The organism is Haloactinomyces albus (assembly GCF_031458135.1).
GTDB classification, from domain to species: Bacteria; Actinomycetota; Actinomycetes; order Mycobacteriales; family Pseudonocardiaceae; genus Haloactinomyces; species Haloactinomyces albus.
The window spans coordinates 4600031-4623000 of record NZ_JAVDXW010000001.1 but is presented as its reverse complement, the minus strand read 5'-3'; the positions used below and the strand labels follow the sequence as shown (position 1 = coordinate 4623000).

Below are 22970 nucleotides of genomic sequence, written 5' to 3'. Positions count from 1 at the left end.
CTGGTTCAGCAGCAAAGCAGGCTGCAGCAAGCGGGAGGCGGACCGTGGCATCCGAGCACAGCAGCGGCGCCGGAAGCGCCCGGCGGGGAACACACCGGGCAGATCACCGACCGGGTGGACTGGAGCGACTACGCGCTACTGGCCAAAGCCACCACTCTCGGCATCGCCCACCACGAAGCCGACCTGTTCGGCCCGGCCAACCGGATCGGCCTGACCCTGCTGGCCCTCGCGCTGATCGCGCTCGTCCTCGCCGGATACCGCATGTGGTGGCTGCGCCGCCCGGCAGGCGCTCCGGACACCCGGCCCACCATGGGCCCGCTGCTGCGCACGGTGCCTCTCCCACTAGTTGCTCGGCTTCGGCGCCCTCGTGGTGCTGCTGCCCGTGCTGGGGGGGCTCCTTCCTGATCCACCTGGTCACCGAGCGAATCGTCCGGGCCGCCCGCACTCCCACCACCACGCGGAACCGATGACCTCCATCAGCTCGGGTCTGCGCAACGGCGAGCGCCCACCTGTGGGCGGTCCGGCACGCCGTCACCGGTCGTGCGCGCGACGGAGATCGCCCTTAACGTCGTACGGATGGCGGTAGCTCTGGGCACGAGTTTTTCGTTCGCGTCGACCCCCGCGCTCGTCGCCCTGCTGGTGGGCGCGATCGTCTTCGTCGCGATCGGCGCACTCACGCACGAGCACGAGCGCCCGTTCTCCTCCGCGATGATTTATCTGGTCGTGGGTCTGGCCGCGGCTGGTGTGATCGACGTGCTCGCCCTGCCGTGGTTCGACCTGCTGCAGGATCCGCACATGCTGCAGCGCTTCGCCGAACTCACCCTGGTGTTCGCGCTGTTTGCCACCGGCCTGCGCATCGCCCGGATCACCCCCACCCGATCGTGGACGGTGCTGCTGCTGCTCGGGGTCGTGATGACGGCAACGGTCGCCGCCGTCGCGGCGTTCGCCGGCCTGGTGATGGGGCTCTCGCTGAGTGCCGCGATCATTCTCGGCGGAATCCTCGCGCCGACCGATCCGGTACTGGCGGGAGGCCTCGGCGCTCTCCCGCCCCTCGAAGCCGAGGATGAACAGCGGGACGCACCGGTCTGTCTGAGCATGGAGTCCGGTGTCAACGACGGCATCGCGGCCCCGTTCATCCTGCTGGGCGTGTTCCTCGCCCATCGTGACGGAGCGGGCTGGCTTTCCCAGTGGGTGCTGGCCGATGTCCTCTACGGGATCGGGATCGCCGTGGTGATCGGCGCGATCGGCGGCTACGGCATCGCGGCGCTCACGTCGTGGTTGCGCGAGCGTGGGCTCGTGGCGCGCGAACTCGACGGCTGGGTCGCGATCGGCGCCGCGTTCGTGATCTTCGGTGCCGCGCAGGCCGCGGGCAGCTACGGTTTCATCGCCGCGTTCGTGGGAGGTGTCGCGTTCCGGCGCTTCGAGCGCGGTCGCTACACGCGGCGGGTGCATGATGCCGCGGACGTGGCGCGCAACTTCGCCGAACTCGGCACCATCCTGCTCTTCGCGAGCATGGTGAACTTTTCCGGCCTCGCGCAGCCCGGCGTCACCGGGTGGCTGCTGGTGCCCGTGCTGCTGTTCGTGATCCGTCCGCTCGCCGTCCTGCTCGCCCTCACCGGAGTGCGGTTGCCCCTGCGGGATCGGCTTTTCCTGGCCTGGTTCGGTGTCAAGGGCGTCGCCTCGCTCTACTACGTCGGCGTCATCATCGTGATGGGCATCCTGTCCCCGGCCGAAACGGCCACGGTGACGTGGACGGCGGTGGCCGTGGTCGCGGCCTCGATCGTGATCCACGGTGCCACCGCATCCTGGCTGCGCACCAAGCTGCTCACTCCCTCGTGACCGGCGCGGTGCTCCCGCAAGTGCCATCGCGGACCGGGCGCTGGTGATCGCCCTCGTCGTGAGGACGGTCGCGCTTGTCGCCGCCTACTTTATGACGGTGCGAAGCGCGATCACCCAATCCGGCACAGTGCACGCGCCCATGCAGGCCATGGCGGGTGGGCCTGGCGGGAGCTCCGGAAGGCAGCACCGACGCCGGCGAGAGCGAGGCTGTCCATTGCGGTTGCCGGGGTCACCGGTGTGTCGGTGATCGAGCTTGCACGCAAGCTCTTCCTCCCGGTCGTAGGAGGCCTTGTGCTGGCCACGCTTGCCGCCGGGGTGATCTGGTAACCGACCTGGCGTGTCCGACGATTCCGCCGTCCGGGTATCGCGCGCTCAGCTGACGGCGGCGCCGAACCACGTGGGCAGCCGACCGAGCAGATCCTGCTGGTCGTCCCCGGCCCACGCCACGTGACCGTCCGGCCGCAGCAGCACGGCGGGCACGTCCAGTTCCTCGCTGACGTCGACGACGTGATCGACCCGGTCCGCCCACCCCGCAACCGAAAGCCGGCCGGTCTGGTCGAGCAGCAGCCCGCGGCCGTCGTGCATCTGCTCGTAGAGGCTCCCCCGCTTCAAGCCGATGTCGCGCATTCGTTGGCCGAGCAGTTCATGTCCCTCGCCGAAGTCGTAGCGGACTCCGATGGCGGTGATCTTCTCGATCAGGTACCGGTTCACCTCCTCGAAGTCCATCAGTTCCGACACCAGCCGGCGCACCGCCCGGGGACCCGGCTCGGTGGACAGCAGTTCGGTCTGCGCGCGGGTGTTGTCCAGCACGTCGGCGGCCACCGGGTGCCGTTCGGTGTGGTAGCTGTCCAGCAGCCCCTCCGGGGCCCGGCCGTCGACCTCGGCGGCCAGTTTCCAGCCGAGGTTGAACGCGTCCTGGATGCCGAGGTTGAGGCCCTGCCCGCCGGTCGGTGGGTGGATGTGGGCCGCGTCGCCGGCCAGCAGCACCCGGTCGGTCCGATAGCGCTCGGCCAGCCGGGTGGCGTCGCCGAAGCGGGACAGCCAGCGCGGCGAGTGCACGCCGAAGTCGGTGCCCGCGACGGCCCGCAGCTGCTGCCGGAACTCCTCGAGGGTCGGCGATGCCGTGCGGTCCTCGGCCACCCCCTCGGCTGGCACGACGAGGCGATACACCCCGTCCCCGAGGGGCATGGTGCCGAACCGGTATTGGGTCTTGCGGACTTCGGAGACGATGGCGGCAACCGTCGCCGGGTCCTCCGCCATCTCCATCTCGCCCAGCAGCGTCTCGACCCTGCTGGGCTCGCCGGGGAAGCCGACGCCGAGCAGCCTGCGCACCGTGCTGCGGCCGCCGTCGCAGCCGACGAGGTAGCGCGAACGCAGCCGCGTGCCGTCGGCCAGCTCGACGCTCACCCCGTGCTCGTCCTGGCTCAGCCCGACCAGTTCGCAGCCGCGCCGGATCTCGGCGCCGAGTTCGGTGGCGCGCTCGGCCAGCAGGCGCTCGGTGATGCTCTGCGGGATGGCCAGGACATAGGAGTGCGCGGTGTCCAGCCGCTCGGGCCACCGCTTGCCGATGCCGGCGAAGAAACCGCCGGCCACGACCTGCTCGCCGTGCGCGAGGAACCGCTCCAGCAGACCGCGCTGATCCATCACCTCCACGCTGCGTGCGTGCAGGCCCAGCGCACGGGCCTGCCCGGTCGGCTCCGCCTCCTTCTCCAGCACGAGCGCGCGCACGCCGTGCAGCCGCAATTCGCCGGCCAGCATCAGGCCGGTCGGTCCGCCGCCGACCACGATCACGTCAATCATGAGAACCCCCATTTCCTCCGGTTCCGGCTTCGGCCGACAAGCCTGCGGCACGACCCGGGTCTTGCCACAAGTCCCCCGGTGCGCTATACGTTGAAAGTGGCGGGAAGCGATACTTTCCTTTCCGGCATCGCGGGCCGGCCACCGCCGGGCTTCGACCACAGTGCGAAACTCCGATCGCGAGGCCGCCACGAGCACATCGGAGGCACCGGCGAGTAACACGGTGCGTACCGTCGTCGCAGCCATCCCGGCATCTGTCGCGATCTCCCGGGCTCTTCCTTCGCACGGTCCCTGCGCACATCGCCGGGTTGCTTTCCGCACTCCTCGGAAAATGCCGATCCAGTGGCGCGGCCGGTCCCGGCCACAGGTTCGATTCCGCGAGTCGCACCGGGTCTGGCCGGGACTGCGACACCGGCAGCAAGGCCGATGCCGTCGCCCGAGAGGGCGCACGTCGAGGCACAGCGGAGAGATCGCGAGCAACAACCACCTGAACGGAGCAGTCCCTTCCGGAAACACGCTGGGTAACGCCCCTTGTCCTTGATGGAGAGTCGAAACCGTACCGCCATATGGCGTAATCGATTACCGCTATTTCGCCGTACCCCACTGCACCATTCGGCCCACACGCTTTGTTCTCTGATCGGCAGAAGTTCCGTCAGTAGCGCCGATAGGTATTTACGTCCGACCCGAAAGTGATTAACGTCTCGCCTCAACTCACGGAGATCGAGCCCGGAGGCGAGGCAGTGAAACGGATGTCGCTACGACCGGAGAACGCGCAGCAAGCGCGAATACTGCGTCTGCTGCGCGGGAACGGTCCCCACTCCCGCGCGGAGCTGGGCGAGGCCATCCGCCTCTCACGCTCGAAACTCGCACTCGAAGTCGACCGGCTCGCCGAGCAGGGATTCGTCGAAAGTGGTGGGTTCGCCGCCTCGCGGGGCGGGCGCCGCTCGTCGATCGTGCGACTGTCCAGCAAGCTCCGGTTCGTCGGCATCGACATCGGGGCGACCTCGGTCGACGTCGCCGTCACGAACGGTGAGCTCGACGTGCTCGGCCACACCTCCGCGGAGGTCGCGGTGCACGAAGGACCGACCACCGTGCTGGGCAAAGCGATCGAGCTGGTCGAAAAGCTGCGTGCCGAGGGGGTGGCCACCGACGTTCACGGCGCGGGCATCGGCATTCCCGGACCGGTGAGTTTCCGCGACGGGGTTCCGGTGGTGCCACCGATCATGCCGGGCTGGGACCAGTACCCGGTGCGGGAGACGATGAGCCAGGAGTTCGGGGCGCCCGTGCTGGTCGACAACGACGTGAACCTGATGGCCCTCGGCGAGCACCACGCGGGCGTGGCCCGGTCGATCGACGATTTCCTCCTGGTCAAGATCGGTACCGGAATCGGCTGCGGCATCGTCGTCGACGGTGACGTGTACCGGGGCGTGTCCGGCAGCGCCGGCGACATCGGCCACATCCAGATCGACGACGACGGCCCGATCTGCACCTGCGGAAACATCGGCTGCCTGGAGGCCTACGCCAGCGGAACCGCCCTCGCCCGCGACGCGACGGCAGCCGCCCGTGCCGGTCGCTCCGCCTACCTCGCCGAGCGGCTCGAGAAGTCGGGAGCACTGTCCGCTGTCGACATCACGGCCGCCGTGGCAGCGGGAGACCCGGTCGCCGTACAGATGTTGCGCGGCAGCGGACACCGCGTCGGTCAGGTGCTGGCCAGCCTGGTGAGCTTCTTCAACCCCGGCCTGGTGGTCATCGCCGGCGGCGTGGCCAGCGCCGGGCACTCGCTGCTGGCGGAGATCCGCAGCGTCGTCTACCGCCGCTCGCTACCGCTGGCGACGGGAAACCTGCCCATCGTCCTGTCCGAACTGGCGGACGCGGCGGGTGCCGTCGGCGGCACCCGACTGATCAGCGACCACGTTTTCTCCGTCCCCCGCGGAACCGAGGAGCGTTAGGAGGAGAGATGGCCACGTCCCTGCTCGAGATGCGCGGCATCGGCAAGTCGTTTCCCGGGGTGCGGGCACTCGACGGTGTCGACCTCGAGGTGCGTTCCGGCGAGGTGCACTGCCTGCTCGGCCAGAACGGCGCGGGCAAGTCGACCCTGATCAAGATCCTGTCCGGCGCCCACCAGGCCGACGAGGGAACGATCACCTGGCAGGACGCGCCGGTATCGCTGCGCACCCCGTCGGCGGCGATGAAACTGGGCATCGCCACGATCCACCAGGAACTCGACCTCGTCGACGGCCTGTCCATCGCCGAGAACATCCACCTCGGACACGAACGTTCCCGGCTGGGATTCTCCCGGCGCGCCGAGATGCTCCACTCCGCGCGGAAGCTGCTCGAACGCCTCGGGCACGGTGAGCTGGACCCCGCCCGGGAAGTCGGTGGGCTGCCGTCGGCCACCAAGCAGATCGTCAGCATGGCCCGCGCCCTGTCCCACGAGGCCCGGCTGATCATCATGGACGAGCCGTCCGCCGTGCTCGCCCATGACGAGATCAACGGGCTCTTCCGGGTCATCGGCCAGCTCACCGAGCAGGGCATCGCCGTGGTCTACATTTCCCACCGGTTGGAGGAGATCCGCGAGATCGGTGACCGCGTCACCGTGTTGAAGGACGGCCGGACGGTCGCCGACGGACTCCCGGCGAAGGAAACGCCGACCGGGCAGGTCGTCTCGCTGATGACCGGCCGCACCGTGGAGTACGCCTTCCCGGAACGCCCGGAGGCGAGTACCCACGAGCAGCGCCCCGAGCTGCTGCGGGTGGAGCATCTCTCGCGCCCCCGGGAGTTCGACGACGTCTCCTTCACCGTGCGGGCAGGAGAGATCGTCGGACTCGCCGGTCTCGTGGGATCCGGGCGCTCCGAGATCCTGCAGGCGATCTACGGCGCGAGCAAACCCACGACCGGACAGGTCCTGCTGAACGGCACACGCCTGCGGCCGGGAAGTGTCCGGGCGGCCGTGCGCGCGGGGATGGGCCTCGCCCCGGAGGAGCGCAAGAGCCAGGCGCTCGTGCAGTACGAATCGATCGCCCGCAACGTCTCCCTGGCCTCGCTCGGGCGGTACTCCCGCCTGGGCTGGGTCAACCGTGGGAGCGAGCACACCGCCGCCGAGGAGGCGACCGGCGCGTTGCAGCTGCAGCCCGCCGACACCCGGCGCCCGGTGCGTGTCCTGTCCGGAGGGAACCAGCAGAAAGCGGTCGTCGCACGATGGCTGCTCGCGAATTGCCGACTGCTGCTGCTCGATGAGCCCACCCGCGGCGTCGACGTCGGCGCCCGCGCCGAGATCTATGCACTGGTGCGCCGGCTCGCCGACTCGGGCGTCGGCGTGGTGCTGGTCTCCAGCGAAATCCCCGAAGTGCTCGGCCTGGCCGACCGCGTCCTCGTCCTCCGCGAGGGCCGCGTCGTCGGCGAGGCCGACGCCGGCGACATCGACGAGTCCCAGGTACTCGACCTCTTCATGGAAGGGAGTGCGGCGTGACCGACCAGCCCCACGCCGAAACGGTGCCCGAAACGGCGCCGGAAACCAGTACGGCCAGCTCCCGCTCAGGCGGTCCCGCTGCTCGCCTGCGGCTCGCGGGTACCAATCAGCGGCAGGTCCTCGGGCTCGTGGCGGTACTGGCCATCCTCGCCACGGTCGGAGGCATCACCACGGAGAACTTCTTCCAGGTCTCCAACTTCGTCCTGCTGCTCACCCAGGCCTCGATCATCGGGGTCGTGTCCATCGGCATGACCTTCGTCATCATCAGCGGCGGCATCGACCTGTCGGTGGGAGCGATCATCGCGCTCGCCTCGGTGTGGGCCACCACGGGTGCGACGCAGGAATTCGGAACGGCGGGCATGCTGTTCACCGCGATCGCCGTCGCCACCGTCTGCGGCCTCGTCAACGGCGGGCTCATCGCCTACGGGGGGCTCGTCTCGCTCATCGTGACGATCGCCGGGATGGCCGCCTTCCGCGGTCTGGCCACGCTCATCTCCGGAGGACGGCCCCAGATCGTGGAGACCCCGGGTTTCAGCGCGATCGCGACGACCGACATCCTCGGCATCCCGCTGCTCGTCTACATCTTCGCCGCCGTCGTCGGAATCGGCTGGCTGCTGCTCAACCGGACGACGTTCGGACGGCACGTCTTCGCCATCGGCGGTAATCCCGAAGCCGCCCGGCTCGCAGGCATCGACGTCCGGCGGGTGCGGGCCACCGTGTTCGTGCTCTCGGGCGTGTGCTGCGGTATCGCGGCGATCATGCTGACCGCGCGGACGGCCACCGGGGCCAGCACCCACGGCACCTTCTACGAGCTCGACGCCATCGCCGCCGTCATCCTGGGCGGCACCCTGCTCTCCGGCGGCCGCGGGACGCTGATCGGCTCCATTCTCGGTGTCCTCGTGTTCACGACGGTCACCAACATCTTCGTCCTGAACAATCTGTCCACACCCATCCAGCAGATCGCCAAGGGCGTGATCATCGTCGCCGCCGTGCTGCTCCAACGGCGTGCGAACAAAGAGGCGGCCACCTAGGCGGGTGGTGAGCACGGTTTTCCCTGAAACTTCCCGAGACGAAGGAGCAACAACCATGTCGCAAGCCACCAGCGGAGCCACCCACCGCCGCCGCTTCCTGTTCGGCGGAGCCGCCGTCGGCGCGGGCGCCCTCCTGGCCGGTTGTACGGGCAGTGGCAACAGCGAGGCGGGCGGTACCAGTGATCTCGTCGGTCAGCAGCAACAGCAGGGCGCCAACACCAAACCCGGCAAGACGGTGACGATCGGCCTGTCCATCCCCTCCGACGACCACGGGTGGATGGGGGCCATCGGCGACAATGCCGTCGCCCAGGCGGAGAGTCTCTCCGACGTCAAGCTCGAGGCCACGGAAGGCACCAACGACGTCAACCAGCAGATATCGCAGGTCCAGACCCTGATCAACAAGAAGGTGGACGTCCTGGCGATCCTGCCCTTCAACGGCGAGTCGCTCACAGCCGTGGCGCAGAAAGCCATGCAGGCCGGAATCCCCGTGGTCAACATCGATCGGGTCTTCGCCTCCAAAATCGCCTACCGCACCTGGGTCGGTGGCGACAACTACGGCATGGGCGTCAGCGCGGGCAACTTCATCGCGAGCAGGCTCAAAGAGCAGGGCAAGACGAACAATCCGAACATCGTCGAGATAGCGGGCATCGACAATCTGCCGCTGACGCAAGAGCGGAGCTCGGGCTTCTCCGAAGCGCTCGAGTCCCACGGGTTCACGGTGACGGTACGTCAGGCAGCCGAATTCACTCCTCAGTCCGGGCGCACGGTCATGGGCAATGTCCTGCAGTCGCAGGATTCGATCGATGCCGTGTGGAACCACGACGACAACCAGGGCGTGGGCGTGCTCGCGGCGATCAATCAGGCCAACCGCTCCGGCGAGTTCTTCATGGTCGGCGGGGCGGGCTCGAAGAACATGATGGAGCACATCAAGTCCGCGGACGGCCCCATGGTCGCCACCGTCCTCTACCCGCCGACCATGTCCGCCTCGGCGATCAACATCGCCCGGCTCATCGCGCAGGAGCGCAGCATGGCGGACCTCGTCGAACCCGCGGTTCCCAGTGAGATCACGCTCCACTCGGCGACCGTGACCAAGGACAACGTCGACCAGTACCTCGACATCGGATTCTGACGGCCGCCTCCGCATCCCCTCGAACCACGTACAGGCCCACAGGAAGGTGGCCGTAGATCAATGACAGACAGGCAACTGCTCGGCGTCGGCATGGTGGGCCACGCCTTCATGGGCGCCGCCCACTCGCAGGCCTGGCGCACCGTCGGCCGGGTCTTCGACCTGCCGATGCGTCCCTCGATGGCCGTGCTGTGCGGCCGCCGCGCGAGCAACACCACCGCGGCAGCGGACAAGCTCGGATGGGCAGCGGTCGAAACCGACTGGAAAGAGCTGATCCGCCGGGACGACGTCCACCTCATCGACATCTGCACTCCCGGTGACAGCCACTCCGAGATCGCGATCGCCGCGCTCGAGGCAGGCAAGCACGTGCTTTGCGAGAAACCACTGGCCAATTCGGTCGCCGCCGCCACAGCGATGACCGAAGCCGCCCAGCGAGCCCGGCAGCGGGGCGTGCGCAGCATGGTCGGGTTCAACTACCGGCGGGTTCCCGCCCTGTCCCTGGCACGCAGGATGGTCGCCGACGGGCGCATCGGCACGGTCCGCCACGTCCGCGCACAGTATCTGCAGGATTTCATCGCCGATCCGCAACTGCCCATGATGTGGCGCCTCGACCGCGACCGTGCCGGCTCGGGGGCTCTCGGCGACGTCGGAGCCCACATCGTCGATCTCACGCAGTTCGTCACCGGCGAGCGGATCGCGGGCGTATCCGGCCTGACCGCCACGTTCGTACCCGAACGCCCCCTGGATGACGGCAGTGGACAGTACGCCCCCGTGACGGTCGACGATGCGGCGATCTTTCTCGCCCGCCTGACCGGCGGAGGAATCGCCACCTTCGAGGCCACCCGCTTCGCCACCGGGCGCAAGAACGCGATGCGGCTCGAGATCAACGGCTCGGCAGGCAGCATCGCCTTCGACTTCGAGTCGATGAACGAACTGCACTTTCACGACCACACCGAAAGCCCCGACACCGGCGGATTCCGCAGAATCCTGGCGACCGAGCCCTCACACCCGTACGTGGAAGCGTGGTGGCCACCGGGCCACGGCCTCGGCTACGAGCACACCTTCACGCACGAGATGCGCGACCTGGTCGACGCGATCGCGACCGGAACCGATCCCGCGCCGTCGTTCGCCGACGGCCTCGCGGTGCAGCAGGTACTCGACGCCGTCGAGCGCAGCGCTGCCGACCGCAGCTGCTGGACGGAAGTAAGCCCCTCCTGAGGATCCCCGATCCGTACCACGAGAAACGGAGAACGATCGACCATGGACAGATCCACCGAACACAGCCGACGTGGTTTTCTGCGCACCGCGACGGGAACGGCCATCGCGGCGGGAGCCTCGGCCGCATGGATGGGAACCGCCGTCGCCGGTACGCCCCCGGCCCGTGGCCGTCACCTGCCCCCGAGCAAGATCGGCATCCAGCTCTACACGATGCGCAATCTGATGAGCGAGTCCGTGGAGGACACACTCACCTTCCTCTCCCGCGTCGGCTACGCGGAAGTCGAATTCGCGGGCCTGCACGGCTACAGCCCCGAGCGCATGCGCGATCTGCTGCAGCACCTCAAGCTCCGGGCACCCTCGAGCCACGACAGCATTCCGTCCAATCGGGACCAGTTGGAGCAGCTTCTGGAGCAGGCCCGCACGCTGGGGCAGCGCTGGATCGTGCTCCCCTACTTCGCCGCCGACGACCTGGCGGGGTATCACCAGCTCGCCGAGCGCCTCAACTGGGCAGGCGAAGCCGCCCGCAAGCACGGCCTCCGCGTCGGCTACCACAACCACGCCCACGAGTTCGACTCCCTCGGCGGGACACGTCCGTACGACGTCCTGCTGCGCGAGACCGATCCGCATCTCGTCGACTTCGAGCTCGACGTCTACTGGGCGATCAAGGCGGGCGTGGACCCGGTCGAGCTGTTCGATCACGCACCGGGGCGCTTCCCGCTCAGCCACATCAAGGGCATGGCCGCCGACGGTTCCTTCGCCGACGTGGGAGAAGGCGTCCTCGACTACGGACGCATCTTCGCCGAGAAGGAGCGTGCGGGCATGCACCACTACTTCGTCGAACGCGACGACCTCCCGCATCCCCGGGAAACCGCCGAGGACAGTTACCGCCACCTCCGTCAATTGACATTCTGATTCCATTCTGAGAGATTTCTCGAGGGCGACCGAGCCGCAGTGTCGACCGGTGCCTTTTTCGCCCCGATCAGCACAGCGTAATTCAACCCGGTAGCACATCGGGAAATTTCGCAGAACACTTCTGTCGACGAATCGAATTCCACCCGAACACAGTACGCTCGAAAGGCCGCGATCACCTTCCACGGGTGATCGCGGCCCCGGCACCGACCCGCACACCCCGACTTGATTGTTGTCCTCAGGGGAGACGCCGTGCCAATAACATTACAAAGAACAGTCGGATCAGTATTCAGCGCATTACTCGTTCTGGGAACCCTGGTCGTCTTCGCCGCGCCGGCCCAGGGCCGGATCGCCCCGGCGGCCCGCGCAGCCATCGCCGCGAAACAGGGTCCCGAAGCCCAACACGAAGAATTCGATGTCCTGGTCTTTTCCAAGACCGCCGGTTACCGGCACGCCTCGATTCCGGACGGGATCGCCGCGATCAAGGAGCTCGGCGCCCAGCACCACTTCGGCGTCGATGCCACCGAGGATGCCGGGGCCTTCACCGACGAGAACCTCGAGCAATACGAGGCCGTCATCTGGCTGTCCACGACCGGCAATGTGCTCAACGAGGCTCAGCAGGCCGCGTTCGAGCGCTACATCAAAGGCGGCGGCGGATATGTCGGCATCCACGCCGCCGCCGACACCGAGTACGACTGGCCGTTCTACGGCAAGCTGACGGGCGCGTACTTCGAGTCCCACCCGTCCATTCAGGAAGCCACGGTGAAGGTCACCGACCGGGTGCATCCCTCGACGAAGTCGTTGCCGAAGTCCTGGACCCGCACCGACGAGTGGTACAACTACGCCACCAATCCCCGCGGTGACGTGCACGTCCTGGCCGCTCTGGACGAGTCGACCTACGACGGCGGTGCCATGGGTGCCGACCACCCGATCTCCTGGTGCCAGCTCCACCAGGGCGGACGTGCGTGGTACACCGGGATGGGCCACACCACGGCGTCGTACGGCGATCAGAAATTTCGCGAGCACATGCTGGGTGGCATCCGAACCGCCTCGGGTGCCGTGAATGCCGACTGCGGCGCCACGAACTGGTCGAACTTCGACCAGGTGACCCTCGCCCAAGGCCCCGACGAGGTCGGCGAGCCCATGGGCATGGCGGTGCTGCCGGACGGCGGTGTGCTGCACAGCGAGCGGCAGGGCACCCTGTCCTACACCACCGCAGCGGGCGAGACCAGCGTCGCGGCGGACATCCCCGTCTACACCCATGACGAAGAGGGCCTGCAATCCATCGCGATCGACCCGAACTTCGCGCAGAACCGCTGGGTCTACGTCTACTACGCCCCACCGTTGAACACTCCCTCGGGCGACGCGCCGGAAAGCGCCCAGGACCCGGCGGTGTTCGAGAAGTGGCAGGGCCACAACCAGCTCTCCCGCTTCAAGTTCACCGACGGAAAGCTGGACATGGCATCCGAGCAGCAGATCATGCGGGTCGACGCCACGCGCGGTATGTGCTGCCACGTCGGCGGCGACATCGCCTTCGGGCCGAAGGGCAACCTCTACCTGTCCACCGGTGACGACTCGAACCCGTTCCAGTCGAGCGGCTACACCCCGATCGACGAGCGCGGCAACCGCAACCCCGCCTTCGACGCACAGCGGACCTCGGCCAACACCAACGACCTGCGCGGCAAGGTCCTGCGGATCACCATGCAGGCCGACGGGTCGTACTCCATTCCGGACGGCAACATGTTCTCCGGGGACAGCAGCGACAAAACCCGCGGCGAGATCTACGCGATGGGCTTTCGCAACCCGTACCGGATCTCCGTGGACCAGAAGACCGGTGCTGTCTACGTCGGCAACTACGGTCCGGACGCGGCAACGGCCGACCCGCAGCGCGGGCCCGCGGGCATCGTGGAGTTCGACCGGATCACCGAGCCGGGCTTCTACGGCTGGCCGTACTGCGTGGGCAAGAACAAGGCCTACCACAGCTACGACTTCGCCACCGGTGAATCGGGTCCCGCCTTCGACTGCGCGAACCCGGTCAACGAGTCGCCGAACAACGACGGGTTGACCCAGCTACCACCGGCCAAGCCCGCGTGGCTGCCCTACAACGACGGCTCCGTCCCCGAGTTCGGCAGCGGCAGCGAGTCCCCGATGGGCGGACCGGTCTACCGCCACGATGCGGACAGCACCTCGACGACGAAGCTGCCCGCCCACTACAGCGGCAAGTTCTTCGCCTACGAGTGGGGTCGCGGCTGGATCAAGACCATCTCCATGGGTGAAAACGGGCAACCGGCCGAGATCGACCCGTTCTTCCCGTCGATGACGCTGACCCGACCGATGGACATCGAGTTCGGCCCGAACGGTTCGCTGTACGTGCTCGACTACGGCAGTGGTTACTTCGGCGGTGCCGAGGACTCGGCGCTGTACCGGATCGACTACGTCAAGGGCGACCGGGCACCGAACGCGGAGGTCTCCGCCGAGCCGACCTCCGGGCAGGCGCCGCTGAAGGTGAGCTTCTCCGCCAAGGGCTCCGGAGACCCGGACCCGGGCAGTTCGATCACCTACGCGTGGGACTTCGACGGCGACGGCAGGACCGACGCCACGGAGCCGAACCCCACGCACACCTACACCGGCAACGGTGAGCACACCGCGACGCTGACCGTGACCGATGAAACCGGAAAGACCGGCACGGCCACCGAGGCCATCGTGGTGGGCAACACCGCACCCACGCTGACGTTCCAGCAGCCGGGCAACGGCCGTGTCTTCAGCTTCGGGGACACCGTTCCGTACAAGGTCTCGGTATCGGATCCGGACGGGACCAAGGTCGACTGCTCGAAGGTGCAGGTCGAGTACATCCTCGGCCACTCCACCGGCAACGACGCCCACGGCCACCCGCTGAGCCAGGCCACCGGCTGCGAGGGCACGATCGAGACGGCGAACACCGACGGCCACCAGGGCGCCGACATCTACGGCGTGCTGCACGCCGAGTACACCGACAGCTCACCGAGCGGGAAAGCCCCCGCGTTGACCGGGGAAGCCGAGATCACCCTCCAACCCGCCACCAAGCAGGCGGAATTCTTCGGCGACAGCAACGGTGTGCAGATCGTCGAGGACGACGCGGGCGCACAGGCCGGTGCCCGAGTCGGCTACATCGAATCCGGTGACTGGCTCTCCTTCCGGCCGTACCACCTCGCAGGGGTGACCTCGATGAGCTTCCGGGTGTCCTCGGGCGGCAACGGCGGCACCATCGAGGTGCGCTCCGGGGCTCCCGACGGACCACTGGTGGCCACCGCCGAGGTGTCCAACACCGGTGGCTGGACGAACTACGCCGACACCGGCCCCGTCCCCGTGACGGATCCGGGCGGTACGAACAAGCTGTTCCTGGTCTTCCGAGGCAGCGGTTCCGGCGGTTTGTTCGACGTCGACTCGTTCACCTTCCACGGAGCAGGCGAACCACCGCAAACCTGTGAGCCGACACAGCCGGAGAAGGGCTACACCAGCCTCTTCAACGGCACGGCCGACAGCAGGCAGAACTGGTCGCAGGCCGGGCCGGGTCGCTTCGAGCACACCGAGAACTGCACCCTGCGGTCGGTCGGCGGCATGGGCCTGCATTGGTACTCCGCCGAGAAGTTCCAGGCGCCGTACTCGTTGAAACTGGACTGGAAGAAACCCGGTGACGACAACTCCGGTATCTTCGTGGGCTCTCCGAACCCGGGTAACGACCCGTGGGTCGCGGTCGAGAAGGGTGAAGAGATCCAGATCGATCCGACCGACGACCCGGCCAACCGGACGGGTGCCGTCTACGACGAGCAGGCCCCCGACCAGGAGAAGGTCCAGCAGGCGCTGAAGTCGGACGGTGAGTGGAACACCTACGAGATCATCGTGACGAAGAAGGCGATCACCGTCTTCCTCAACGGCACGAAGGTCAACCACTGGGTCGACGACGACCCGAACGTCGATCTGACCCAGGGCTACATCGGCCTGCAGAACCACGGTGACAGCGACAACGTGTCCTTCCGCAACGTCCGGATCGACACGACCATCGACGTGGTGGCGCCGGCGGTGTCGGCACAGCTGGATCCGGCGAAGCCCAACGGTGATCCGTACGGCAAGTACGAGGGAACCTACAACTCCCCGGTGACGACCTCGCTGTCGGCCGAGGACGGTGACGGCTCGGGTGTGGACTCGGTGGCGTACAAGCTCGACGACGGTCCGTGGAAGGCCTACACCGAGCCGCTGACCGTCGAGACCGCCGGGCAGCACACCGTGACCTATCGAGCCACCGACAAGGCCGGCAATACCTCGAAGGCCGCGAAGGTCGGTTTCGAGATCATGCCGGATGCCTGTCCCGGCTCGGACCTCCGCAAGACCGTGATCATCGGTGACGAGGACACCGGTGTGAGCAATGTGGACACCGGTGATGGCTGCACGGTCAACGACCTGATCGACGAAAACGCCACCTACTCCAACCACGGCGCCTTCGTCGACCATGTCGACCAGCTCACCGACACGCTCGTGGCCGACGGCGTCCTCACCGGAAAGGAGAAGGGCCGCATCATGCGGGCCGCCGGCCGCTCCGACATCGGCAAGTAATTCCATCCCGGCACCCGGGTCCCCGGCACCGCTGCCGGGGACCCGGCCCCGGGAAAGGAACCGCCCGGAACCGGGAGGACCGCACGGATCCGCTTGCCTCACCGAACCGCACGAATTCGACGACCACACCTCTCAAGCACCGACGCCCTCAGCACCCCCGTGCCTGTGCCCGGGGGACCGAAGGGAGACCCATGACCAGCAAGCAGCCTCCGACCGGCCCGATCGGACGGCAGATGTCCCGCCGCTCCATGCTGGCCGGTGCCGCGGCGAGCGCTGCCGTTCCCGTCGCCGCCACCACCGTGGGTGCCCCACCCGCCACTGCCGCCCCCGGCAACGGCCGTGGCAACCCGAACCGTGGGCAGACCCGACAGATCACGATGTACGCCGAGGAAGTCTCCGGAGGCATGATCGGCTACGGGCTCGCCCCCGGAGAAGCCACGGTGCCGGGCCCGGTCCTGGAAATGTGGGAAGGGGACACTCTCGAAATCGAACTGGTCAACAACACCGACCAGCGGCTGTCGATCCACCCGCACGGAGTGGACTACAGCGTCGACTCCGACGGCAGCCCGCTCAATGACTCCTTCAACGAACCCGGCGAGCGGCGCACGTACGTGTGGCGCTCGCACGGCTCGTACAAGGCCACGGGCGGCAGGTGGATGCCCGGCAGTGCGGGGTACTGGCACTACCACGACCACGCCATGGGCACCCCACATGGCACCGAGGGAATCCGTAAAGGTCTCTACGGTGCACTGATCGTCCGACGTAAGGGCGACATCACGCCCGACCGGCAGTTCACGGTCGTGTTCAACGACATGACGGTCAACAACCGAATGGCCCCGGACGCGCCACTGTACAAGGCACGGCTCGGTGAGCGAGTGGAGTTCATCGCGATCGGGCACGGCAATACCTTCCACACGTTTCACATGCACGCCCACCGCTGGGTGGACAACCGCACCGGCATGCTCGAAGGCCCGAACGACCCGAGCCCGGCAATCGACAACAAGGACCTCAACCCCGGTGACTCGTTCGGCTTCCAGGTGATCGCCGGCGAAGGCGTCGGACCGGGAGCGTGGATGTACCACTGCCACGTGCAGTTCCACTCCGATCAAGGGATGGCCGGGATCTTCCTCGTCCTCAACGAGGACGGCAGCGTGCCCGACGGCGCACAGGCCGCCTTGGAGCGTTACCGCGGCGGCGGCTAGGAGAGACCTCATCGAACCGACAACCCACCACTCTGCCCAGTCGAACCACGAGTGAGGGAGCAGTCATGGATCGAAGATCTCATCTACTCTCATCGCAGAAGAAACATGCACGGTCGAAGAGATGGCGACGCGCGATGGTTCTGATAACCAGCGCTGCGCTGGCTCTGGGGCTCTCCGCGATCCCCACCTCTGCCGCACCCGGAAACCCCGGCAAGCCGGCACAGCCCGGCAAGCCGGGAAGTCCCGGGAAACCGGGAAACACAGGCAAGCCGAAAAATCCGGGCACACCCGAGAAACCCGGGAAGCCGAAGACTCCGGTGAACGTGCTGGTGTTCCACGGCCCGGCAGCCAAGCAAGGCGATCCGGTCGCGCAAGCCACGACGACGATCGAGGAGCTGGGCGAGAAGAACGGCTTCACCGTCGACGCGTCCACGGACCCGGGCGTGTTCACCACCGAGAACCTGGAGCAGTACCGGGGCGTGGTGTTCCTGTCCGCCAAGGGCGTGACACTCAACGCCGACCAGGAAGCCGCGTTCCGGAACTACATCCAGGATGGCGGCGGATTCCTCGGCGTCCACGATGCCGCACGTGCAGAAGCCGACTCCGACTGGTTCACCGGCCTGATCGGCACTCGTCCAGGGCCCAGTCCGACGAATGTGCAGAAGGCCGTGGTCAGCCTCGTCGACCGACAGCACCCGGCCAACCAGGGGCTGCCGCTGACCTGGACCCGCTCCGACCAATGGCTCAACTGGGCCCCCAATCCGATCGGCAAGGTCCACACCGTCGCCCAGGTCAAGGAGAAGGAATACGACCCGGGCAAGGGGTCCAACGGTCCGTTCCACCCGATCTCGTGGTGCCGCGACTACGACGGCGGCCGGTCGTTCTACACCGGCATGGGCGCCACCGAGGCCGGCTACACCGAGGGGAAGTTCCGCAGCCACCTGCTCGGCGCCATCCAGTGGACGACCGGCATGGTCCGTGGTGACTGCCAGGCGACCATCGCATCGAACTACGAGGTGGAGCGGCTGACCGGTGAGAACAAGCCGGGACAACTCGACCAGCACGGCGAGATGCACGGCATGGACATCGCCCCCGACGGCACGGTCTTCTACATCGGCAAGGCGGCCTGCCCGTCCGGACCGGTCCCCGACTGGGACAACCCCGATGTCGGTCTCGGCTGCGGCACCATCCACCAGTGGGACCCGGAGACCAAAAAGGTCAAACTGCTGACGACACTGGACGTGTTCGGCAACCGAGGCAGCGGTGGTGAGCTGGTCAAAAGCGAGAACGGCCTCGTGGGCATCACCCTCGATCCCGACTTCGCCGACAACGGGCGGATCTACATCTACTGGATGCCGCACGACTCCATCGATCGCGACAAGCACATCGGCAAGCGGACGGTCTCGCGGCTGACCTACGACTTCGCCACGAACTCGATCGACAAGAGCAGCCGCGTGGACATCCTGCAGTGGAACGCCCAGATCCACAGTTGCTGCCACGTCGGCGGAGGCATGGACTTCGACGACGAGGGCAACCTCTACATCGGCTCCGGTGACAACAACTCCTCCCGCGGCTCCAGCGGTTACTCCGGGAACAACTGGACCAAGGCCTACAAGGGCCTCTCCTTCCAGGACGCCCGCCGTACCGCAGGCAACACGAATAACCTCAACGGCAAGATCCTGCGTATCAACCCGCTACCGATCCCGGATGGCGAGCAGCCTCCCCTGGGCATCGGTTCGACCTACACGATCCCCGAGGACAACCTCTTCCCCCCGGACGAGTACTCCGGCGACAAGACCCGCCCGGAAATCTATGTGATGGGTGTCCGCAATATCTCGACGCTCTCCATCGACGCGGAGACCGGTTGGTTGAAGGCCGCCTGGGTCGGCCCGGACGCGTTCACCCCGAGTCCGAAACTGGGTCCGGCCAAGTACGAGACCGCGACGATCATCACCTCCGCGGGCAACCAGGGCTGGCCCTACTGCATGGGCAACAAGCAGCCCTATCGCAACCGCAGCAACACCGACGCCGGCATTCTGACCAACTGGTACGACTGCGACAACCTGAAGAACACCTCGCCGCGCAACACCGGCCTCGTCAACATTCCCGATGCCCGCGACAACATGATCTGGTACTCGCCGGGAGGTGGCGGCCCCGTTTTCCCGGACCGCGAGGGCAGCGACGTCCCCACCTACAAGCAGGAGGACGCAACCTACACCCAGCCCTACCTCAAAGGTGGCGGCCAGTCGATCATGTCGGGGCCGACCTACCACCGATCCCAGGTCAACACCGACAGCGGTGTCGCCTGGCCGTCGTACTGGGAAGACAAGTGGTTCATCGGTGACCAGTCCAATCCCAACAATCGCATCGCGGTGACCCTCGGTCCGGACAGTGTCACCGAGCAGGATCCGCCGGCCTTCGCCGAGAGCCTGCGCAGGATCATCCCGGCAGGTGGCGGCGACGATCAGCTTCAGAACTGGATGATGGATTCCAAGTTCGGGCCGGACGGCGCGCTCTACATGATCGACTACGGCGGCGGCTTTTTCAGTCTCAGCGACAACCAGAAGCTGATCCGCATCACCTATGAAGGTGGTCCGGCCACGCCGGCACCGGCAGCCTCGGCAACGCCCGCCGCACAGAACACCCCGATGAAGATGGCGTTCACGGGTGAGAAGTCCGGTGGCGTCTCCTACACATGGGACTTCGGTGACGGTGCCACATCAACCAAAGCCAACCCGACGCACACCTACACCAGCGGCGGTACCTACACCGCAACGCTAACGGTGACCTACTCCGACGGTGCGACAGCGACCACGAAAACCGAGGTCAACGTCGAATGCGCAGCACCCGACACCCGGCCGACGGTCCGGCTGCGCGGCACCGACACGGGCGTGGCCAACCACCAGCTCGGTGGCGGCTGCACGATCAACGACCTGATCGACGACGAGAGCGACTGGTCCGACCACGGCACGTTCGTGCGCTACGTGGGCAAGCTGGCCGACCGATTGAAGACGGACGGCGTCATCAGCGGCCGTGAGAGGGGAATGCTCTCTCGCGCAGCGGGGAGGTCCGACATCGGTAAGAAGGACAACACCGGGCGAGCCGGGACCGGGCCGAGGTGACCCGGCTCAGCAGCGGTTTCGTGGGTCTGCAGAACCACGGCGACAACACACTGATCAAGTTCCGCAACATTCGGATACGGGAGCCATAACCCGGCAGTCGGCCGGTGCGGGTGTCGGGGCCAGCCCCGGGCACCCGCTCGGCCGGGCCGGTTCCATCAGCAGCGTGGTGCCTTCCCGGAGCCCCCGGAAATCACGAGAGGTGCAGCACTTCCATGTTCGAACAGTTTCTTTCCGCCATGCCGAGCGGTCGTCGACGGAGGATGCACAGACCTCCCACGGCGCGTCGTGTGGCTGCGGCGATGCTGGGCGCGGCGCTAACGGCGTTGTGGCTGGTACCGATACCGGTCGCCGCCCAGGCACAAGCACAGGCACAGGCACAGGCGAAGCAGGCTCAGGAACAGGTACTCACCTGGACCGCAGGCAACAGCATCTCCGAGTACGTTTCCGCGCCGACGACGGCGACGGCAGGACCGGCGACACTCGTGTTCGAAAACAGCACGGAGACCGGCAATACCATGGGGATGTCGCACACCCTGACCTTCGACATCTCCAAGCCCGGCTACAACCACGATGTCGACGTCGACATCCTGGCCAACCCCTTCGACTCCAACGGAGGGCGCTACGAGGTCCAAGCCGACCTCACACCGGGGACGTACTACTACTTCTGCAAGATCAACGGCCACACGATGAGCGGTGAACTCGTGGTCACCGACGACGGTGGCGGGGACACGACGGCGCCGCAGGTCTCCGGAAACGTATCCGGGAAGCAGGATGCGGACGGCAACTACGTGGGCAGCGCGACCGTGACGGTCTCGGCGAACGACTCGGGGTCCGGAGTGGACTCGGTGGAGTACGAGATCGACGACACCGGATTCCAGCCGTACTCGGGCCCGGTGACGGTCGACGATCCAGGTGATCACTCGGTGCAGTACCGCGCCACGGACGCCGCAGGGAACGTCTCGCAGCTGGGCTCGGTGTCGTTCACCGTGGTCGAGTCGGCTCCCGAGGACACCACGGCCCCTGATCTGTCCGCATCGGTATCGGGAGACCGGAACACGGACGGTGCCTATGTGGGCAGCGCGACGGTGACCGTCTCCGCAACTGACAGCGAATCCGGGGTGGCCACGGTCGAGTACGCACTGGACGGAACCTCGTATACGCAGTATTCGGGCCCCGTGACGGTGAACGAGCCGGGTGAGCACACAGTGCAGTACCGAGCCACCGACACCGCAGGCAACACCTCACAAGCGACATCGGTGTCATTCACCGTGGTCGAACCACCTCCACAGGACACCACCGCACCGCAGACCTCGGCGACAATCTCCGGAAATCAGAACGCCGACGGCAACTACGTGGGCAGCGCGACCGTGATGGTATCGGCCCAGGATGCGCAGTCGGGCCTTGCCGACATCGAGTACTCGGTGGATGAGGCTCCCTACGCTATCTACACCGATCCTGTCGTGGTGAACCAGCCGGGTGCGCACACGGTGAGCTACCGGGCCACCGACAGCGCAGGCAACACCTCCACACCGAAGTCGGTGTCGTTCACCGTGGTCGAGTCGGCTCCCGAAGATTCCTGCCCCGACTCGGACACCCGCGACACGGTGATCATCGGTGAGCATGACACCGGCGTGGACAACGCCGACACCGGCGACGGCTGCACGATCAACGACCTGATCGCCGAAGACGCCACTTACCCCAACCACGGCGCCTTCGTCAGTCACACCGGCCAGGTCACCGACAAGCTCAAGGCGGACGGTCTCATCACCGGAAAGGAGAAGGGCCGCATCATGCGCGCCGCCGGCCGCTCCGACATCGGCAAGTAAGCCCAGGGCTCCGGGTTCCGCGCAAGCGCGGAACCCGGAAACGGAGTTTTACCGATCGACACGCTCCAAGGAGGACCGAGTACATTGCGGACACTAGCCAAAGCGCTGACACTGTCGGCTGCCCTGGCCCTGCCGCTTACGGGCGGCGTGGCGGTAGCCGAAGAGCAAGCGGCATCCCAGGAGAGCGGTAAGAGCCAGTGCGCCAAACCGGTCAAGCTGCTCGACGGTGCCAACCCGATGCAGGGATGGCACATGGCAGGACCCGGCTCCTTCTCCGTGGAAGAGCACGGGGTCATCGAGACCCAGGGCGGAATGGGACTTCTGTGGTACGAGGCGGAGAAATTCGAGGAGTACACGCTGCACCTCGATTTCCGGCTGCTCGACGAGAGCAACAACTCCGGTGTGTTCGTCGGCTTCCCCGACCCCGGTGACGACCCGTGGGTCGCGGTGACCGAGGGCGAGGAAATCCAGATCAACGACAATCCGGGCGGCGACCCGCAGAAAACAGGCGCCGTCTACAACGAGAAGCCTGCGGCGACACGGGCGTCCAACCCGATCGGCGAGTGGAACCACTACAAGATCGTCGTCCGTGACGACGCGATCACGGTGCACCTGAACGGCACGCAGGTCAATCACTGGGTCGACGACGATCCGCGCGTGGACCTGTCCGAGGGCTACATCGGCCTGCAGAATCATCCGCCTACATCGGTGCAGTTCCGTCATGCCCGTGTTCACGAGAGCTGTCACTGATCGAATAGCAATCGAGTACGGCGGTCGATACGACCGCAATCGCGAATTCGTCCCAGTGCGGGCGGCGAAAACCGACCTCGCCGCCCGCACC

Annotated in this window: 14 protein-coding genes; 13 read left to right on the top strand and 1 reads right to left on the bottom strand. The window is 66.8% G+C overall.

Features of this window, described 5'->3' with window-relative positions:
- Window positions 1-405, top strand: coding sequence for a PepSY domain-containing protein (locus tag JOF55_RS21670; RefSeq protein WP_310278500.1), 405 nt, complete (start codon window positions 1-3; stop codon window positions 403-405).
- A 171-nt stretch (window positions 406-576) separates the two neighbouring features.
- Window positions 577-1839, top strand: coding sequence for a cation:proton antiporter domain-containing protein (locus JOF55_RS21665; protein ID WP_310277527.1), 1263 nt, complete (start codon window positions 577-579; stop codon window positions 1837-1839).
- 372 nt (window positions 1840-2211) lie between these two features.
- Here JOF55_RS21665 and rox read toward each other — a convergent pair whose 3' ends face one another.
- Window positions 2212-3639, bottom strand: a complete 1428-nt coding sequence (gene rox, locus JOF55_RS21660) for a rifampin monooxygenase (protein ID WP_310277524.1) — start codon at window positions 3637-3639, stop codon at window positions 2212-2214.
- Between the two features lie 746 nt (window positions 3640-4385).
- Here rox and JOF55_RS21655 point away from each other — a divergent pair.
- The 11 genes from JOF55_RS21655 to JOF55_RS21605 all read left to right on the top strand — a co-directional run bounded on the left by JOF55_RS21655 (window position 4386) and on the right by JOF55_RS21605 (window position 22879).
- The gene (locus tag JOF55_RS21655) at window positions 4386-5585 is read left to right on the top strand and encodes an ROK family transcriptional regulator (RefSeq protein ID WP_310277521.1); all 1200 of its coding nucleotides are present in this window, start codon (window positions 4386-4388) and stop codon (window positions 5583-5585) included.
- Window positions 5586-5593: 8 nt separating this feature from the next.
- On the top strand, window positions 5594-7105 hold the full coding sequence (locus JOF55_RS21650) for a sugar ABC transporter ATP-binding protein (RefSeq protein ID WP_310277516.1): 1512 nt from the start codon (window positions 5594-5596) through the stop codon (window positions 7103-7105).
- Window positions 7102-8136: an ABC transporter permease gene (locus JOF55_RS21645; RefSeq protein ID WP_310277513.1), complete on the top strand. Its 1035-nt coding sequence runs from the start codon at window positions 7102-7104 to the stop codon at window positions 8134-8136. The genes JOF55_RS21650 and JOF55_RS21645 overlap by 4 nt, the downstream gene beginning before the upstream one ends.
- A 55-nt stretch (window positions 8137-8191) precedes the next feature.
- Window positions 8192-9265: a substrate-binding domain-containing protein gene (locus JOF55_RS21640; protein WP_310277510.1), complete on the top strand. Its 1074-nt coding sequence runs from the start codon at window positions 8192-8194 to the stop codon at window positions 9263-9265.
- Between the two features lie 60 nt (window positions 9266-9325).
- A complete protein-coding gene (locus JOF55_RS21635) occupies window positions 9326-10480 on the top strand; it encodes a Gfo/Idh/MocA family protein (protein WP_310277506.1) in 1155 nt (384 codons plus the stop codon).
- A 42-nt stretch (window positions 10481-10522) separates the two neighbouring features.
- Window positions 10523-11392 (top strand): sugar phosphate isomerase/epimerase family protein, encoded by an 870-nt coding sequence (locus JOF55_RS21630; protein ID WP_310277503.1) that lies wholly within the window; start codon window positions 10523-10525, stop codon window positions 11390-11392.
- Window positions 11393-11641: 249 nt separating this feature from the next.
- Window positions 11642-15979: a ThuA domain-containing protein gene (locus JOF55_RS21625; RefSeq protein ID WP_310277500.1), complete on the top strand. Its 4338-nt coding sequence runs from the start codon at window positions 11642-11644 to the stop codon at window positions 15977-15979.
- A 191-nt stretch (window positions 15980-16170) separates the two neighbouring features.
- Entirely contained in the window at window positions 16171-17181 is a 1011-nt protein-coding gene (locus JOF55_RS21620; protein ID WP_310277497.1) for a multicopper oxidase domain-containing protein, read from the top strand.
- 134 nt (window positions 17182-17315) lie between these two features.
- Window positions 17316-20303, top strand: a complete 2988-nt coding sequence (locus JOF55_RS21615; RefSeq protein WP_310277494.1) for a ThuA domain-containing protein — start codon at window positions 17316-17318, stop codon at window positions 20301-20303.
- 299 nt (window positions 20304-20602) lie between these two features.
- Entirely contained in the window at window positions 20603-22129 is a 1527-nt protein-coding gene (locus JOF55_RS21610) for an OmpL47-type beta-barrel domain-containing protein (RefSeq protein ID WP_445352017.1), read from the top strand.
- An 84-nt stretch (window positions 22130-22213) separates the two neighbouring features.
- Window positions 22214-22879 carry a 3-keto-disaccharide hydrolase gene (locus JOF55_RS21605; protein ID WP_310277489.1) on the top strand — a complete coding sequence of 222 codons (666 nt, stop codon included), beginning with the start codon at window positions 22214-22216 and terminating at the stop codon, window positions 22877-22879.
- The last annotated feature ends 91 nt before the right edge of the window (window positions 22880-22970 follow it).